Origin of the sequence: Fischerella major NIES-592 (assembly GCF_001904645.1) — a bacterium.
Lineage (GTDB): Bacteria > Cyanobacteriota > Cyanobacteriia > Cyanobacteriales > Nostocaceae > Fischerella > Fischerella thermalis.
The window spans coordinates 606,107-622,663 of the sequence record NZ_MRCA01000001.1 but is presented as its reverse complement, the minus strand read 5'-3'; the positions used below and the strand labels follow the sequence as shown (position 1 = coordinate 622,663).

At 41.0% G+C, this 16,557-nt stretch carries 18 protein-coding genes; 9 read left to right on the top strand and 9 right to left on the bottom strand.

Features of this window, described 5'->3' with window-relative positions; all coding sequences use genetic code 11:
• Positions 1-264 precede the first annotated feature (264 nt).
• From purM to NIES592_RS02745, 3 genes are all read right to left on the bottom strand, one after another.
• Positions 265-1,293, bottom strand: a complete 1,029-nt coding sequence (gene purM / locus NIES592_RS02755) for a phosphoribosylformylglycinamidine cyclo-ligase (protein WP_062248868.1) — start codon at positions 1,291-1,293, stop codon at positions 265-267.
• 144 nt (positions 1,294-1,437) lie between these two features.
• The gene (locus tag NIES592_RS02750) at positions 1,438-1,644 is read right to left on the bottom strand and encodes a hypothetical protein (RefSeq protein ID WP_009460275.1); all 207 of its coding nucleotides are present in this window, start codon (positions 1,642-1,644) and stop codon (positions 1,438-1,440) included.
• A 209-nt stretch (positions 1,645-1,853) separates the two neighbouring features.
• Positions 1,854-2,456 carry a superoxide dismutase gene (locus tag NIES592_RS02745; protein WP_009460274.1) on the bottom strand — a complete coding sequence of 201 codons (603 nt, stop codon included), beginning with the start codon at positions 2,454-2,456 and terminating at the stop codon, positions 1,854-1,856.
• An 870-nt stretch (positions 2,457-3,326) separates the two neighbouring features.
• Here NIES592_RS02745 and NIES592_RS02740 point away from each other — a divergent pair.
• Positions 3,327-3,821 carry an ureidoglycolate lyase gene (locus NIES592_RS02740; RefSeq protein ID WP_062250758.1) on the top strand — a complete coding sequence of 165 codons (495 nt, stop codon included), beginning with the start codon at positions 3,327-3,329 and terminating at the stop codon, positions 3,819-3,821.
• A 229-nt stretch (positions 3,822-4,050) separates the two neighbouring features.
• Complete coding sequence (locus NIES592_RS25700) at positions 4,051-4,278, top strand: hypothetical protein (protein WP_062248872.1); 228 nt, start codon at positions 4,051-4,053, stop codon at positions 4,276-4,278.
• A gap of 68 nt (positions 4,279-4,346) precedes the next feature.
• Here the strand turns inward: NIES592_RS25700 and NIES592_RS02730 are convergent, their stop codons facing one another.
• From NIES592_RS02730 to NIES592_RS02720, 3 genes are all read right to left on the bottom strand, one after another.
• On the bottom strand, positions 4,347-5,030 hold the full coding sequence (locus tag NIES592_RS02730; RefSeq protein ID WP_062248874.1) for a DevA family ABC transporter ATP-binding protein: 684 nt from the start codon (positions 5,028-5,030) through the stop codon (positions 4,347-4,349).
• 59 nt (positions 5,031-5,089) lie between these two features.
• The gene (gene devC, locus NIES592_RS02725) at positions 5,090-6,271 is read right to left on the bottom strand and encodes an ABC transporter permease DevC (RefSeq protein WP_073554839.1); all 1,182 of its coding nucleotides are present in this window, start codon (positions 6,269-6,271) and stop codon (positions 5,090-5,092) included.
• 102 nt (positions 6,272-6,373) lie between these two features.
• On the bottom strand, positions 6,374-7,678 hold the full coding sequence (locus NIES592_RS02720; RefSeq protein WP_073554838.1) for an HlyD family efflux transporter periplasmic adaptor subunit: 1,305 nt from the start codon (positions 7,676-7,678) through the stop codon (positions 6,374-6,376).
• Between the two features lie 480 nt (positions 7,679-8,158).
• Between NIES592_RS02720 and NIES592_RS02715 the strand changes: the two genes are divergently transcribed.
• Positions 8,159-8,782 carry a TetR/AcrR family transcriptional regulator gene (locus NIES592_RS02715; RefSeq protein ID WP_062248885.1) on the top strand — a complete coding sequence of 208 codons (624 nt, stop codon included), beginning with the start codon at positions 8,159-8,161 and terminating at the stop codon, positions 8,780-8,782.
• On the opposite strand, the gene NIES592_RS02710 is transcribed toward NIES592_RS02715, so the two are convergent.
• Positions 8,742-9,404, bottom strand: a complete 663-nt coding sequence (locus NIES592_RS02710; protein ID WP_073554837.1) for an HD domain-containing protein — start codon at positions 9,402-9,404, stop codon at positions 8,742-8,744. The genes NIES592_RS02715 and NIES592_RS02710 overlap by 41 nt on opposite strands.
• A 144-nt stretch (positions 9,405-9,548) precedes the next feature.
• Between NIES592_RS02710 and NIES592_RS02705 the strand changes: the two genes are divergently transcribed.
• Complete coding sequence (locus tag NIES592_RS02705; RefSeq protein WP_073554968.1) at positions 9,549-11,120, top strand: alkaline phosphatase D family protein; 1,572 nt, start codon at positions 9,549-9,551, stop codon at positions 11,118-11,120.
• A 116-nt stretch (positions 11,121-11,236) separates the two neighbouring features.
• Here NIES592_RS02705 and NIES592_RS02700 read toward each other — a convergent pair whose 3' ends face one another.
• The gene (locus NIES592_RS02700; RefSeq protein WP_062248891.1) at positions 11,237-11,995 is read right to left on the bottom strand and encodes a WecB/TagA/CpsF family glycosyltransferase; all 759 of its coding nucleotides are present in this window, start codon (positions 11,993-11,995) and stop codon (positions 11,237-11,239) included.
• 317 nt (positions 11,996-12,312) lie between these two features.
• Here NIES592_RS02700 and NIES592_RS25695 point away from each other — a divergent pair, with 317 nt between their 5' ends.
• The 5 genes from NIES592_RS25695 (at position 12,313) to NIES592_RS02680 (ending at position 16,336) form a co-directional block, all read left to right on the top strand.
• The gene (locus NIES592_RS25695; protein WP_016871217.1) at positions 12,313-12,444 is read left to right on the top strand and encodes a hypothetical protein; all 132 of its coding nucleotides are present in this window, start codon (positions 12,313-12,315) and stop codon (positions 12,442-12,444) included.
• A 46-nt stretch (positions 12,445-12,490) separates the two neighbouring features.
• Positions 12,491-13,210, top strand: coding sequence for a response regulator transcription factor (locus NIES592_RS02695; RefSeq protein ID WP_009458464.1), 720 nt, complete (start codon positions 12,491-12,493; stop codon positions 13,208-13,210).
• A gap of 200 nt (positions 13,211-13,410) precedes the next feature.
• Positions 13,411-15,081: a SpoIIE family protein phosphatase gene (locus NIES592_RS02690; RefSeq protein ID WP_073554836.1), complete on the top strand. Its 1,671-nt coding sequence runs from the start codon at positions 13,411-13,413 to the stop codon at positions 15,079-15,081.
• A gap of 3 nt (positions 15,082-15,084) precedes the next feature.
• The gene (locus tag NIES592_RS02685; protein WP_062250762.1) at positions 15,085-15,507 is read left to right on the top strand and encodes an ATP-binding protein; all 423 of its coding nucleotides are present in this window, start codon (positions 15,085-15,087) and stop codon (positions 15,505-15,507) included.
• Positions 15,508-15,895: 388 nt separating this feature from the next.
• Positions 15,896-16,336: a hypothetical protein gene (locus NIES592_RS02680; RefSeq protein ID WP_009458461.1), complete on the top strand. Its 441-nt coding sequence runs from the start codon at positions 15,896-15,898 to the stop codon at positions 16,334-16,336.
• Here the strand turns inward: NIES592_RS02680 and NIES592_RS02675 are convergent.
• The gene (locus NIES592_RS02675) at positions 16,333-16,518 is read right to left on the bottom strand and encodes a hypothetical protein (protein WP_073554835.1); all 186 of its coding nucleotides are present in this window, start codon (positions 16,516-16,518) and stop codon (positions 16,333-16,335) included. The genes NIES592_RS02680 and NIES592_RS02675 overlap by 4 nt on opposite strands.
• Positions 16,519-16,557: the final 39 nt, after the last annotated feature.

Below are 16,557 nucleotides of genomic sequence, written 5' to 3'. Positions count from 1 at the left end.
AAAATCTCAGTTTTTCCCACAAGAGTAGATATAGAAATAACGATTAAGATACTTATTGAGTCATCTCATGTCCACTCGAACATTCATATCATTGGTGATTGGTAATTGGTAATCTGATATCTTGCACCAAATAAATTTATTGGCTAATAGTTAAAGTCAGATAAATCTGACTAAGAAAGTCTTTGAGTTCGTTAAAACGGACTTGTGTTATTAGCCTTGGAATTTATTCATTGGCGGGATACTCAAATGTATTAATTTTGTCTTTTACTCTGGTAAACCTAATAATTCACCGGAGCCAGTAATGACTTCACCAATCGTATAGGTTGCAATATTTTGTGACTCAAAATGATGTATTGCTTGTTGAGCTTGTTGCGGAGGTACAAGTAAGACAAAACCTATACCCATGTTAAAAGTGTTATACATCACTTGAGGACTAACTGAACCAATCTGGGCTAACCATTGAAATACAGGAGGAATAAACCAACCGTCAGGGTTAATTTTAATTGCTTGTCCTTGTCCTAAGCATCTAGGTAAATTTTCTGGTAAGCCACCACCAGTAATATGAGCCATACCGTGAATTTCTAAACCCGCTTGGCGTGCAGCGAGAACAGGTTTGACATAGATGCGGGTAGGTGTAAGGAAAATTTCTCCTAAAGTTTTCCCACCAAGTAATTCTGGGCGCTGCTCCCAAGCCAACCCACGATCAGAGATAATCTTCCTAACCAAACTATAGCCATTACTATGGACACCTGCACTAGCGAGTGCGATCGCCACATCTCCTACTTGTACTTGCGAACCATCAAGTAGTTGGCTTTTTTCTACAACTCCCACACAAAAACCAGCCAAGTCATATTCACCTGTTTGGTAGAAACCAGGCATTTCTGCTGTTTCTCCCCCCAATAAAGCACAACCAGCTTGTTTACAACCAGAAGCTATACCCGCCACGACTTGGGTTAACTGCTCTTTCTCTAACTTACCAGTTGCCAGATAATCCAAAAAAAATAGTGGTTCCGCGCCAGATGTCAACACATCATTAACGCACATCGCTACCAAATCAACCCCAACGGTGTCATGGATGTTGAGAGTGTGAGCAATTTTAAGTTTTGTGCCTACACCATCAGTACCAGAAACTAAAACTGGTTCCTGCAAACCAGTTGGTAACTGAAAGTAGCCACTAAAGCCTCCCAATCCACCCAACACTTCTGGTCTGAAAGTGCTATGAACCAAATTCCGAATCTGAGTTACAAAAGCTCGGCCAGCCTCAACATCAACTCCTGCCTCTTTGTAATCCATTACTTACAACACCGTTATCAATGCCCCAACCACCTAGAGTATCACGTTGGGCGCCTTGTGTGATCACTAGTCATTAGTCCTTTGTTGTTTGTCATTTGTAATGAGTGCTAACTATTAATCAATGACCAATGACCAATGACTAAGTTAAAACACCTCATCTTCTCTACCACGCCACCATTCACCTAAATTCATTAAATCTTGGTGAATATCAGCCAATGTATCAGCGTATTCATTTTCTGAAAGTGCTTCGCGCAGTTCTTGCAGTTTCTTCAGTCGCAGTTGTACCATCAACCAGGGTTTGGCAATGCTGTCAGTCGCTTCCATGTACTGGGCTAAGTCTTTGCTATCCATGTCTTTTGTTTCTCAATTGTTGAATATATAAGTTGCTTTCATACAATGATGAATCAAAAACAGTCACGATCGGAATCGTGACTGTCTTAAGTTTTAGTGAACCAATTGATATTTCGGCAATTAATTAGTTATCAGTTGTCAGTTATAGTTTTTGACACTTTTAACTGATAACTGTAGCCTGCGGCAAGCCGCTACGTGTCTACACTGATTTAAGCCGTAGCGTATTGTTCAGCTACAAAGTCCCAGTTCACCAATTGATCCAAAAAGTTCTTGATAAATGCTGGACGAGCATTGCGAAAATCGATGTAGTAGGCATGTTCCCAAACATCTAGGGTTAGGAGTGCCTTCTTACCGTGAGCAAGAGGATTCTCAGCATTGGGTGTCTTCATCACCTTCAAGGTGCCACCATCATCGATTAACCAAGCCCAACCGCTACCGAATTGAGTCGCTGCGGCATTAGAAAACTCTTCTTTGAATTTATCAAAGCTACCAAAATCTTTTTCAATTTTGGTAGCTAAATCACCTGTAGGTGCACCGCCACCTGCTGGCTTCAGACAGTTCCAGAAAAAGGTATGATTCCAAACTTGGGCAGCATTGTTAAAAACGCCTGTTTTGGAGGAATCTTTAAAAGAAAGCTGGATTACTTCTTCCAAGGACTTATCAGCAAGCTCTGTACCTTCAGTGAGTTTGTTGAGGTTATCTACATAAGCTTTGTGATGCTTACCATAGTGGTACTCGAAAGTTTCAGCTTTCATACCGTATGGCTCTAAAGCATCAAATGCAAAAGGAAGGGGGGGCTGTGTAAATGCCATTTTGTGAAATCCTCTCTTTACCGTTATCCAGTTTAGAGCTTCTGCTGAAGCTTCGGAAAATAAATAACTAAGTGTTCAGCTGCTTGTAACAGTTATCAGTTATCAGTAAAGGACACATCTTCGCTTGGGTTTAAGTCCCTGACCAATTGGTCGAAAGCGTTGGTAGCGCTTATCTGAGCGTCACAATACGTCTGTTCACTAATAACTGTTCACTGTTTACTGATTTAGGTTGCTGAAAACAGGCAATAAAACTTAATAACTCGATTCTACTAGCAAACGTGGTAATGGAAGCGTCAATCTCAGGTTACATAATGACGAAAATGCTACCAAAAAACTTGTATTTGGGTATTAATACTAAAACATCTACCGTAGGTTTGATTTTAAACCCAGAGCAAATATTAGCTAGCAAACTCAGCAAATGTGAATCTCACTAGCAGAGAGCTTTGCTATGAAATCTATTAGTTATTTTTATGACTCAATAGTAATTGATATTGAAAGCAAAAAAATCCATAACGTCAATATAATAATTTTTACTAATATTTTTTAAGTACAAATGATAACTGAAGTAACAAAAACCTTGACATTTGAATCAACATATGTATATGAAACTCAGTAAAAGTAACTTGTTTTAATATCAAAAAAAGAGCAGAGTTATAGACAGCGATCGCTATCAAAACTAAGTCATACTCGGGAATATACTTATTGATAATAAATATATTGAATCAGATACGAGTCTTCTTTTCACTAACTTGCCAATTAATGAAATAATTCCTGACTATTTAAACAGAAGTAAAACTTTTGGCAGAAATAGGACTATGAAAGAATTTAGAGCTTGGATTCGGAGACTTAAATAGTATTTTTATCATGGATATGAATACATCAAACATAGTAAAACAATTACAAGCCCAATTGATAACACCAGAAAACTTTGCCCGTTATGGACAGGTAATTTTTCCTAGTCAAGATGGTAAAACCTTCGACACAGAAGATGCTCAATTAAAACTAGATCAAGGCACACCCCGTTTTTACATTATGCATTTGGAAGGTCGGGGACGGAAATTTCACAAAATCACTCGCCATGTCCAATGCACTCAATGTCTGGGTTCATTAGAAGGTAAAGACTGGTTAATTGCGGTTTGTCCTCCTAATAATGATATGAATGAACCAGATTTAGAAAACATTGCAGCTTTCCGTATTCCGGGGAATTGTTTTATCAAGTTAGAAGTGGGAACTTGGCACGCAGGGCCATATTTTGAGCATGAGAGTGTGGATTTTTACAATTTAGAGTTGAGTGATACGAATTTAGTGGATCATTTCACTCATGATTTTTTGACGAGTCGACAGATAGAGTTTGAGATTGTTTAGGGATTTAAGTAAGTCAGCACAAATGTAGAGACGCGCTGTTTGAAGCGTCTCTACAAATTGGGGTCTCATTTATTATTTGTCATTGGTAAAATTACCTCCTCCATCACCTTCCAAGTTCATGTCCAGTTATGACACACGTCTTGCTGTTGGCGATCACATGATTATTTTAGCAACTACCAGAAGTTTACAAAAAGTAGAGCGATGTGAATGATCTCCTCGAAATTGGCATGTGCAAATTGAAAAAGCTTTAACTTCCGATGCAATTTTTGATGATGCAAATGCCATCAGTATTATTTCTGGGTGTAGTATCGGTACAGCCAGACAACTCATGAAGAACTTACCTGGCAAGTTACCATTGGGGTTATATAAACAACAAGCTCAGCGCTTAGTATTCAAGCTTAGTAAATTAAGAGTTATAGCTAGCTTGCTACCCGTCAACACTGACAGGGTAAATTAAATTACGAGTCGTGATGCGTAAACATGCAACGCCAATCCTCTTTTTGGTTTACCCTCTAAATCTACAATTCATGCTGCCACAGGAGCATTTGCTAACCTGCCATCTTCCATATAAACAATGCGATCAGCTATGTCTAAAATCCGGTTGTCGTGGGTTACTAAAAGAATAGTACAACCCTGCTCTTTGGCTAGCTTCTGCATTAGATTAACCACATCTCGACCAGATTTACTATCCAAGGCTGCTGTAGGTTCATCCGCAAGGACTATTTTCGGATGACTCACTAAAGCACGAGCGATCGCTACTCGTTGTTTTTGTCCTCCCGATAAATCATCCGGGTAATAATTCAGACGATTACCCAATCCTACCATCTCTAACATCTCGGCGGCGCGAGTGTACATTGCTTTTGGGGAAAGTCCATTGTGCAGTTCTAAACCCATCTTGACGTTCTGGACAGCTGTCAAACTACCATGCAAATTATGCGCTTGGAAGATATAACCATTATTACGTCGCGCCAGCGTCAGTGCTTTGTCATTTGCACCACAGAGTTCTCTTCCCAACACCCGCAAACTCCCTTCTTGAGCAGAACGCAACCCACCAACTAAGGTTAGTAGGGTAGTTTTGCCAGAACCAGAAGGACCTGTCATGATCACAATTTCACCAGCGTTAATCTCTAAATTAATATCAAATAACGCTTGTTTGCGGAGTTGTCCTTTACCAAAGTAGTGATTGAGATTTTTAACAGAAATGACCATAATTGTTGGTGGTTGGTAGTTGGTAGTTGATTGTTTCAAACAACAAACAACAAATTAAGTTAAAACATATCTGCGGGGTCAGCAGCTAAGACTTTACGAGTAGCGATCGCCCCCGAAATCATACACATAATTATTGTCATAATTAATACTTGTACTGCTGTGGCTAAAGTCATGTATAGTGGCAAATTTGTCGCGCTCCGGGTGAGGGCATAAAGTCCTGTAGATATGGCAAATCCAGGTAAAAAACCGAACATTGCCATAATGATGGCTTCTTCAAATACCACACTCAACAAGTACCTATTTTGATAACCCATAGCTCTGAAGGTGGCGTATTCTTTCATATGGGCGTTGACGTCGGTAGATAGGACTTGATAAACGATAATCACCCCGACAATAAATCCCATCGATACACCCAAACTGAAGATAAAGCCGATCGCAGTGTTGGTTTGCCAGTAATGTTCCTCAAATTTGACAAATTCTTCTTTAGTTAAAACTTTGACGTCTTGCTCATTAGCTAGATGTTTTTGCAAAGCTGTCGCTACTTGTTGCGGGTCGTAGCCTGGTTGAACTTGAATTAATCCTAAATTAACACTACCTGGTTCTCGTCTCGGAAATAACCGCAAAAAGTTCTGGTCGCTAGTAATTAAACTACCATCAGCGATGAAGGAAGCACCGATTTTAAATAACCCGCTGACGGTTATTGTCCGGCGTTCGATTTCAGTAGTGACGGTTTTACCTTGTTCAATTTGCGCGATCGCTTCTTGGTAGTCTCCCCTAGAACCACGATCAAATAAGACGGTATCTGGTAATTTAATTTTGTCTAGTTGGCTATTGACTTCTGGTAAATTAAATGCTGGTTTATCTGGATTGAAGCCGATCACCAAAACCATTGTCTCTTTGCGAGTCTGGGGATTCTTCCAAGAGACGGTGTTGATGTACATCGGTTCTGCTGACTTCACTCCTGGTACGTCCATTGTTTGGAATAGTCGCCGCCGGGTAAATGTCGATAAGTTGGCGATGTTACGTGCTTGGGGATTAATTAAAACAATGTCTGCTTCTAAGCTGCGATGCATTCTGGTATTACTGTTGTATAAGGCTGCTTGGAAGCCTGTTTGCATGAAAATTAACAGATCCGCGAAGGCAATGCCTGATAATGCTACTAGAAAACGACTTTTATGACGGTTGAGTTGCAGCCATCCTAAGGGTGTGCGTCGCTGTAATTGCTGAATAAATCCAATCACTGTAGTTTCGCTCCAAGTCTACTTAATGTTTTAAAAATCGAACACCGATGCACACTTATGGAACACGGATAACACGGATGGGTTTATCGAGGTGCATTTACGTTATTGTTCGATGACTGCTTTGACTTGCAGATTGGTAAATTTTGCTGCTTTCTGACTAGAGGCTTTGTCTAACTGGGCGTGGACTTCTACGACTCTGGCGTCGATATTGCTGGAGGGATCGCTGTTGATGACGTTTTGCCGTTGGATTTGCCAGCCTATTCTTTCTACGGTTGCGTACAATTGACCAGGGATGGAGTCACTCTCTAAGCGGACTTTTTGCCCGGGATGTACTTTACTGATATCACTTTGGTAAACTTCTATTACTGCATACATCTGGTTTGTTTGTCCTATTTCGGCAATGCCGTCATTAGATATTAATTCACCCGGACGGGTATATAGTTTGAAAACTTGACCATCTTGGGGCGATCGCACGTAAGCTTGTTTTAAGTTGGCTTCTGCTCTTTTCATGGATGCGATCGCTTTGTTGACTTCCGCTTGGGCGGCTGCTATATCCACAGGACGGACTTCGGCGATGCGATTGAGGGTAGCTTTACCTGATTCGATTTGTTTTTGTCCAGATGCTTGAATGCGTGTCAGGTTTGCTCTTGCTTCTGCTAATTGTTCTTGTAACGATTCTTCTATGCGCTTGAGGTTGGCTTTGGCCTGTGCTAGTTGTTGTTGGGCTGTTTGCAAAGTCAGGCGCTTGCTATCCTGGGAGGATGCCGAAATCGCTCCCTGTTGATACAAACTTTGATGGCGTTGATATTCGGCTTGGGCATTATCTAGCTGTGCTTGCAACTGAGCGATGGTGGCTTTTTGGGCTTCGATTTGCGTGTTTTTTTCTGCTTCCAAACGGGCGATCGTGGCTTTTTGGGCTGTGATTTGGGTTTCTCTTTCTACTTGCAGGCGATCAATCTCTGCTGTCTGGGCTGCTATTTCACCTTGCTTTGCGCCTGCTTTGACTTGCAACAGATTAGCTTGGGCTACTTGTACTGCTTCTTTGGCTTCTTCCAACGCAGCTGCTAGGCGATCGCGACTGTCTAAAATTGCGACTACTTGTCCTGTTTTGACTGTATCTCCCTCTTTCACCAACAATTGTTCTACTCGACTCCCTTCTGAGGAAGCAGGCGCAGACAGTTTGATCACTTCTCCTTTTGGCTCTAGTCTACCTAAGGCTGTGACTGTTTTGACTTCTGGTAGTTGCACTAGCTGTTGTTGTGCTTTCTGTTGTTCAGCACTCCGAGACTGCTGAAGCGCGTAAACACTGATCCCACCCACAGTAAAAGTTACAACTGCTGCGATCGCAATTGACGGACGAAATATCGATTGTGGTAAGAAAGAACTCTCTTTGAAGTTTTGCAGCATAGTACCCTTGCTCAAAAACTAAACAGTTTAGTTTTATAATATAACTAAACTAAACCGAACAGTTTAGTTTGGCAAGCACTATAATGTAAATAAACTAAACTGTATCGTTTAGTCATATTCCTTGCAGTTTCTTGACAAACACGGCACGGCAAATATTAGGGAAAAAGTTAAGGGCTAACCTCTGGCTTCTCCAGAAATACTATTGTCGTGTGCGTGTTTCTCTCTTTGAGCATTACAATCTATAGACAAAAATTTATAGAAAAAATAAGGTACGAAGGGTTTAGGGTGTAAAGATATAAGGAAGAAAGGGTGTAAGGGTATAGGGTGTAGGGGAAGAGAAATCTTGCTTTTTGATTGTGAACTCTGTTCATAGTGTCTCTTACAGAAGTCAGGATGCACGTAACAGGAATGAAATTTTCCTTTACGCTTACCCTTTACCCCTACCCCAATACTTCTGGTACATAGCAGGAATCAGCAAAAATGATACGTGCAAAAACAAATGAAATGGAGCGTGAGACTTCACCTGAGAAAGTAGAACAAATTCTGCAAGGAGCAATGCAGGAGTTTCTGGCCCATGGCTTTGCTGGTACAAGTATGGATAGGGTAGCAGCAGCAGCAGGTGTTTCTAAAGCTACTGTTTACAGCCACTTTGCAGATAAAGAGGGGCTATTTAAAGCATTAATCGAGCGACTAGCACGCAAGAAGTTTCAGTTGATATTTGGTAGCGAACCTTTGGAAGGCGAGCCACTGGAAGTTTTGCGCCAGGTAGGAACTAGAGCTTTAGAACAGATGAGTACTGACCAAGAACATTCTGCATTTATGCGCGTGTTAATTGGGGAATCTGGTCGCTTTCCAGAGTTAGCTCAAATTTGTGTCAATTCCATGATCAAACCAACCCTGGTGGCTCTCAATAAATATTTAGCGTCTCATCCAGAACTGAAAATAAGAGATCCAGAGGCAATGGCGAGAATTTTACTTGGATCTTTAGTGCATTTCCATATTACGCAGGAAGTGCTGCATGGTGAAAATATCATACCAATGAAAGGCGATCGCATTATTGATACTATGATTGATTTGCTGGAGAAATCTGTTCGAGCCTCATAATTTCTGCTTGCAGGTTTTGGCGAGCGGATGATTCAAATTTATGAAACATCACATTTGTTAAGTAAATGCGATCTCTGTGTAAAAACTGGTACAAAACTTGCTTTCTCCCTGTAGCATACTCTACATCTGGCACCCACAAATATTCTTGACGAATCAAACGTGCATATTGATGGTAGCGTTGGGGATTGCTACCTAGAATTTCTAAATCTGCATCCAAGAACACCTGAGCATCAAAATCATCTGGTTCAACTTGATGATGCTTTGTGCCTAAAATTAGACTTGCGACTCTAGCAATAATACTGTGAGGAATTTGCAGCGAACTTAAAATTTCAACAGCATAGCTAGCGCTCTGTTGTTCATTATCTTGTGCCTGAGTATCATATACAACATCATGAAACCAGGCAGCAAATTGAATAGCAGGTAAATCTTGAGCCTGGTTTTGTAATGTCTCTATAGCAGAGAGTACATGGTAAATGTGTTCTAGGGTGTGATAATAGCGACCAGGAGTCGAATAAGCTGCAACTAGTTGCCAAAAGACGTCCTCAGCAGCAGTTTGTTCTACTGGAAAAGATTGGAGCAACTGCCACCACTTAGTAAGCAATTCATGATAAATTTTTCCCACTACTAGTAAAATTACGGTGAATTATTAATTTATAGATCAACTTTAACATTACCTTAATCCCCATTTGGTTATGGATTGGTATGTTCGTTTTGCATGGTCAAATTACTTAGAAACGAATTAATTAATATTACCAAGTGGGGCACTATGAAACTGATGGATGGCGATCGCTTGCTACCAATCCGGTGCAGACGGCGGAATTTTTTACTGGGTGCAGGATTTTTCACAGGCTTAGCAGTAATTAGTCAATGGCGTCCAGTATTGGCACAGCCCAGGTTTTCTAGCTATCCATTCAGTCTTGGTGTAGCCTCTGGTGATCCATTACCCAATAGTGTGGTGTTATGGACGCGTCTAGCGATCGACCCACTTAATGGTGGGGGAATGCCACCAGAAAACATTATAGTGCGGTGGTCGGTTGCCGTTGACAAAAACATGACCAAGATAGTCAGAAGTGGTCAAACCTTAGCAACTCCTGAACTAGCCCACTCAGTACACGTTGATGTGCGCGGACTAGAACCTGAGCGTTGGTATTGGTATCAGTTCCGAGTGGGTAAGGAAGTTAGCCCGATTGGTCGGACTCGCACAGCCCCAGCCCGGAATTCCTCTATTCCACAACTCAACTTTGCTTTTGCCTCTTGCCAAGATTGGCAAAACGGCTATTACACAGCCTACAAGCACATGGCGGAAGAGGAACTCGATTTAGTAGTGCATTTGGGTGACTACATTTACGAGTACGAAGCCCAACCTGACAAGCTACGCCAGCATATTGGTTCTGAAATCTTTACCCTAGAAGACTATCGTAACCGTCACGCTCAATACAAAACTGACCCAAATCTGCAAGCAGTTCATAGCAAGTTTCCTTGGATTGTTACCTGGGACGATCATGAGGTAGAAAATAACTACGCTGGTTTGATACCAGAAGAGAATCAAAGTCAGGAAGAGTTTGTGACTCGGCGGGCTTACGCTTACCAAGCTTACTACGAACATATGCCCCTGCGCCGCTTTTCGTTGCCTAAAGGGCCTGATATGCAGCTATATCGACGGTTTACTTTTGGTGATTTAGCTGAGTTTAACGTGTTGGATACCCGTCAATATCGTACTGATCAACCTTGTGATGATGGACTCAAGCCCCGTTGCTCCCAAGCTTTGGCTGAAGAAGCCACGATGACAGGCCAAAAACAAGAGCAGTGGTTGTTCAAAGGTCTAGATAAGTCATCAGCACGCTGGAATGTGATTGCACAGCAGACTATGTTTGCGGAATACGATTTTGATCCTCGCCCAGAAACAGGACTGTTCAACGTGGATCAGTGGGATGGTTACGTAGCTGCACGGAATCGGATTTTGAATTTTTTAGCTCAACGCCAACCTTCTAACCCAGTGGTGATTACCGGAGATATCCACTCTAGTTGGGTAAATGACCTGAAAGTAGATTTCCAAAACCCAGATTCAGCTACAGTCGGTACTGAGTTTGTGGGAACTTCAATTTCATCAGATTTTCCAACTGAATTTATTGCTCCAGTCAAAGCTGCTTTGAGTGACAATCCCCACACTAAATTTTTTGATGGTGCTTACCGGGGTTATGTTCGTTGTAACCTGACGCGCGATCGCTGGCAAAGTGATTACCGTGTTGTCTCGACAATTACTGATGAAAACGCCTCCATCAGCACCCTAGCTTCGTTTGTAGTTGAAAACGGTCAGCCAGGCGCACAAAAAATTTAATCAAAATAATGTTTTGGTCGGTTACAAAAAGATTCGTAGTAGTATGAATTTTGTAGGTTGGGTCAAGTTTACCAGACCCAACCTTGTATATTGAGGGAAGTAGTAGTGTTAGTCCATTACTGACTTATAGCTTCTTTGACGGTCAAACCATAAATCAAGGATTTCAGGGCAAATTTAGGTAAAGCCAACATGCGTCGCCAACGCCAAGGTTCTTTGTATAGCCGATACAGCCACTCTAAATGGTTGTTCCCCAACCAAGCAGGAGCGCGAGTTTTTGTCCCAGACCAAATATCAAAGCTACCACCAACGCCGATCCAAATTGCTTGGGGACACAAATGGCGGTTTTGGGCAATCCATAACTCTTGACGTGGCACACCTAAACCAACAAAAATAACTTGTGGTTGGACTTGAGCAAGAGTTTGTCGTAATTGTTCTTCTTCTGCTGGGGAATGGAAACCCGAATGTGTACCTGCTATTGCCAAACTCGGAATTTGCCTGTGCCAGTAATCTGCGGCTTTGGCAGCAACTCCACTAGCACCACCATAGAAAAATACTTTTGCATCCGTTTGTTTTTCTCCAAGTTCTCGCAACAGTGTCTCTGCTAGCTCGATTCCTGGAATTCGCTGCACTTTTTGCCGCCGCAGCCACCGCAAATACAGAACTACTCCCGCTCCATCTGGAATAACTAGCTCGGCAGTTTTTATTACCTCAGCTAGAGATTTGTTTTGTTCTGCCTGCATGGTCATTTCGGCATTAAGCGTAATTACATGCGCTCCCATGCCTTGCTTCAGGCTTTCCAGCAACCAGTTTGGATAATCAGTCATGATATGAACTGGTAGCCCCAACACCGAAAATACTTTAGGCGGTTTAAACATAGCCTATTTTTGAGTAGCCTCACACCAATGTCCATCGAACGATAGTCTAACAAATTTTTGCAAATAGAGAATTCCTGAAAAATGCGTATTTTAGATCACAAATTTTGATTAGATAATTTTCGCTACATTCCTCCTAAAAGCAGATGGCAACTCTGCTCAAGATACTTTAGGTCTAAATTTATCCTGTATTAATAAATACAAAGTAATTTATACTACAGTATTCTTAAATTGCCAAACACAAGATGAGGGTAGAAAGCATTAGGCATAAAAGTAAAAATAGAGAGGGCTTTATCTTCACCCCTTAACATCAAAGTATTGTGCAAACTCATGATTTAAGTCGTTTATTTTTAGTGCAGCATCAAGCAACTAAACTCAAACTAATTCAGGATTCGCTATTGGCTATTCTCAATTTGCAAGTAGTTCACACTCCATCTTCTAAAACTTTTTAGTAAACTCAATCATACACAGTTAAGAGTGCAACAGGCAGAATTGACTATGAATAAAATTCGTGTGGTATTGATAGAAGATCATGACCTCACCCGTGTAGGTATCAAAATAGCACTACAGCAAAAAGAAGAAATAGAAGTGGTGGGAGAAGCTGCTAACGCTGCTGATGGGATAAAATTGTTAAAAACTATACAACCAGATATTGCAATTATAGATATTGGTTTACCAGATAAAGATGGTATTGAACTCACACGAGAGGTCAAAGCATTTAACAATGGGGAAGATTCGGGAGTAAAAGTATTAATTTTGACTCTGCGTGATAACAAAGAAGCCGTTTTAGCAGCCTTTGCAGCTGGGGCTGACTCCTATTGTATGAAGGATATCAAATTCGATAACTTACCAGAAGCTGTACGTGTTACTTACAATGGCAATGCTTGGATTGATCCAGCGATCGCCCGTATTGTATTACAACAAGCACAACAAAATCCATTGAAATTGGAGGGGACAACAGAGAATAAAGTTTCAGTGCCAAGTTTAGAAAACAATGGTACTGAAGAAGATATAATTGACCCCTACATACTCACAGAAAGAGAATTAGAAGTACTGCAACTGATTGTAGAAGGTTGTAGTAATGCTGTAATCGCAGAAAGGTTATACATTACGGTTGGTACTGTCAAAACACATGTTCGTAACATTTTAAACAAACTATGTGCTGACGACCGTACCCAAGCAGCGGTTAGGGCTTTGCGTTCTGGATTAGTTGGATAGGCTAGACAAACTGCTCGGAAAATAATTTGATTTCCCTATTCGCTAATCAGTATAATTACTACTTTTTTCCCATAAATATGTGTTAAAAATGAGTTGATTACCCTGAATACGGTCTTTCTTAATGTTCTAATGACGATTAGGTGTCACAGATGTGATTACGCCATTCCGCCATTGAAATATCTGGAATAGTGAAGTCAAATATGACTGAGACAGATGTAGAAAAACTTAAATTGATGGTTGTAGACGATGAGCCAGATAACCTAGAACTACTCTACCGCACTTTTCGGCGAGACTTTCAAGTGTACAAAGCAAATCACGCTATGAAAGCACTTGAAATTTTGGACAAAGAAGGCGAAATGGCTGTGATTATCTCTGACCAAAGAATGCCAGAGATGAATGGCACGGAATTTTTGAGTTTGACAGTAGAGCGCTTTCCTGATACAATCCGCATATTGCTGACTGGTTTTACTGATATTGAAGATTTAGTTGATGCCATTAACTCTGGTCAGGTCTTTAAATACATTACTAAACCTTGGAAACCAGATCGACTCAAAGAAATTGTTGAGCAAGCAGCAGACACCTATCAGCTAGTCAAAAAGCGTACTCAAGAGTTACGTCGCGCCCTACGACGAGAATCATTATTTAATGCTGTTACCACTGCAATACGTGAGTCTTTAGACTACTCCAGCATGTTGGAGAAAATTGTTGCCACAATAGGTCAGTCTTTTAAAACTAGTTATTGCTTGCTTAGACCAGTAGAAAGGAATTGTTTGACAGCAGATGAATTCTCCTACTTAGATCCTCAAATTACCTATTCCTGTGAATTTTTCGATGCCAGTTTTTTGATTGAACAAGTTCTAGAAACTCAGCATTATCAGCATAGTTTATATAATAAAAATGATAATCCTTGTTACCAATTGGCGGTGCCACTGATTTATCAGCAACATCTCCTTGCTGTTCTTGCCCTCCATGAAACAGGACGAGATCAACCTTGGCAAGACGAGGATATCCAGCTAATTACAGGTGTTGCGGAACAAGCAGCTTTAGCCCTTTCTCAGGCAAAACTCTATCAACGTCTTCAGGAAAAACAACAACAGATTCGGGCGGAATTAGAGATCGCTCGCCAAATTCAAAACAACTTGCTAGGTCAAAGCTTACCTGATATCAAAGGTGTAAAGGTACAAGCTTGTTGTTACCCCGCCCGTGAAGTCGGCGGAGATTTTTTTGAAGTGTTTGTCCATCCCAAAGGAGATTTATGGTTAGCAGTGGGTGATGTTTCTGGTAAAGGCGTCCCTGCTGCATTGTTTATGGCTAGTGCAATTTCGGTGTTACGCCGGGAATTATCTCAGGAAACACCAGCCATGCCCAACATGATAATTCAAAATCTGAATAAAGCTTTGGGTGATGACTTAATTAGTAGCAATTGCTTTATCACTCTCATCTTAGCCCGATATACTCCCAGCACCAGAGAACTTGTTTATGCCAATGCAGGCCATATATATCCTCTGCTGTGGTCTCGTGAAACTGATATAGACAATCCCCAGTACCTAAAAATACGTAGTATTCCTTTGGGTATTTTACCCAAATGGCAAGCAGATTTTGGGCAATTGTTTCTTGCTCCCAAGGACATCCTACTGTTTACCAGTGACGGGATTACTGAGGCGATGGTGACAACAAAGACCTGTGTTCCAGAAAACTCAGTGAATGGTTTTAAGCCAAATCATCGTTCCATGCTACATCTTGATGGTCTTTGGCAACTTTTGCAACAAGAAACTCAACCACTATCCCTCAATCATTTGTTAGCTCGTATCCAGGCTGACAACAATATTCAAGAAGATGATCAGACTATACTCTCACTGGAGGTTTTTTAAATGATGAAAAGTGAGCTTCATGTACCAAGCGACCTGAAGTTTTTAAGCATCGTAGAAAACTGGTTGTTGGGATGCTTGGAAATCCAGTTCAAAGAATCGATTGATTGGTCACGACAATCAAGTCGTCTACGACTTGCTTTGGTAGAAGCTTATTCTAACGTCGTGCGTCATGCCCATAGAGATCAGCCCTCTTTACCAGTTTTAATCCGTTTAGAATTTAAAGACCGAGATATAGCCTTGGAAATTTGGGATCGTGGTGATGGCTTTGACCTATCCAACTATTTCCCTCCTAGCCCCACGGATAAACAAGAAGGTGGTTATGGTTGGCTAATTATGAATCGTCTCATGGATAAAGTTGAGTACAAGTTACAGGTTGATGGTTACAACTGTCTTAAACTAGAAGTGACTTTGCCAGATTCTGCTTAATTAGTACATTATCAGCGAGTTTAAACGCAGAGTCTCGCAAAGATGAGCGCAGAGAGGCGCAGAGTGTTTACTTATAGAGAATTTGCTTATACTAAGTGTATTTTTGAGCAGCCTTGATATTAAGAAGTGTTAATTAGTTTAATAACTTTTGCTAAATTTATTTGATTGATAGGTGATATTTATCAAAAAATAAAAATATCGCTAAGATGACCTTGCCGTCCATTTTCCACAAGTGCAACTCCGAAAGTTTTTTTGGGGGTGTGCTTGACTCGGTAGGGCATTAATTATGGATATAACGGGTGCGATCGCAAGTTCAACAATCGACTTTGCACGTGTCCGGTGATCAATCTCACTCAAAATATTGCACAACAAAGTCACTGTTTTACCTATGGAAGCCTTGTTTTGTTTGTCACCACGCTATCGTCTTGATGATGAATTACCTTGGTTAGAAGGAATTGACCCCAGTCGTCACTACTGGATTATGGTAAATGGAGACAAAAATTTAACAGTAGCGCTTCCTGGGCTGATTGTGTCTGCCAAAAGCGAACTCAAACAAGTCATGCAGCAATTTCGTTCGCTACAACCAGGAGAACAAATGACCTTGGCAAGAATTGCTGATACTTGTAAGATTCACTGTGTTAGCTCTAATTGTTATGCCATAGAAACAGAAATCAATGGCGCCCCTGTCTGGCATTTATTCGATCAAGAAACTTTGGACAGTTTGCTCATGACAGCACATCCTGATTGGCAGTGTGCGCCCAAAGATATAGAGTTAGGACGAAGATTATTACTGCGCTCTTTTGAACAAATGGCAGCAATAAAAAATTAGAATTTACGTCTAATGTGAATTAACAAAGGCGCTAATAGATCATGGGAAATACTCAACAAACCAATGACCACCCAACCACCCATGAAAGATCCATCTGTGTTATCTGTGTTTATCGGTGTGTATCGGTGGTCGATTTCTAAAAAAACGTTTTTTACCAGGCGCAAGGAATATTGCGTCTCCATATTCAATTCACATCAGGCGTAATTTGTTAGTGGTTGGTA

Bases quoted from the DNA above. Each gene is read 5' to 3' on its own strand.
- purM (WP_062248868.1), bottom strand. From the start codon at position 1,293: ATGGATTACAAAGAGGCAGGAGTTGATGTTGAGGCTGGCCGAGCTTTT.
- NIES592_RS02690 (WP_073554836.1), top strand. From the start codon at position 13,411: ATGACTGAGACAGATGTAGAAAAACTTAAATTGATGGTTGTAGACGAT.
- NIES592_RS02720 (WP_073554838.1), bottom strand. From the start codon at position 7,678: ATGCTGCAAAACTTCAAAGAGAGTTCTTTCTTACCACAATCGATATTT.
- NIES592_RS02675 (WP_073554835.1), bottom strand. From the start codon at position 16,518: ATGGAGACGCAATATTCCTTGCGCCTGGTAAAAAACGTTTTTTTAGAA.
- NIES592_RS02715 (WP_062248885.1), top strand. From the start codon at position 8,159: ATGATACGTGCAAAAACAAATGAAATGGAGCGTGAGACTTCACCTGAG.
- NIES592_RS02700 (WP_062248891.1), bottom strand. From the start codon at position 11,995: ATGTTTAAACCGCCTAAAGTATTTTCGGTGTTGGGGCTACCAGTTCAT.
- NIES592_RS02740 (WP_062250758.1), top strand. From the start codon at position 3,327: ATGAATACATCAAACATAGTAAAACAATTACAAGCCCAATTGATAACA.
- NIES592_RS02750 (WP_009460275.1), bottom strand. From the start codon at position 1,644: ATGGATAGCAAAGACTTAGCCCAGTACATGGAAGCGACTGACAGCATT.
- NIES592_RS02685 (WP_062250762.1), top strand. From the start codon at position 15,085: ATGAAAAGTGAGCTTCATGTACCAAGCGACCTGAAGTTTTTAAGCATC.
- NIES592_RS02730 (WP_062248874.1), bottom strand. From the start codon at position 5,030: ATGGTCATTTCTGTTAAAAATCTCAATCACTACTTTGGTAAAGGACAA.
- NIES592_RS02695 (WP_009458464.1), top strand. From the start codon at position 12,491: ATGAATAAAATTCGTGTGGTATTGATAGAAGATCATGACCTCACCCGT.
- NIES592_RS02745 (WP_009460274.1), bottom strand. From the start codon at position 2,456: ATGGCATTTACACAGCCCCCCCTTCCTTTTGCATTTGATGCTTTAGAG.
- NIES592_RS02680 (WP_009458461.1), top strand. From the start codon at position 15,896: ATGGAAGCCTTGTTTTGTTTGTCACCACGCTATCGTCTTGATGATGAA.
- NIES592_RS02705 (WP_073554968.1), top strand. From the start codon at position 9,549: ATGAAACTGATGGATGGCGATCGCTTGCTACCAATCCGGTGCAGACGG.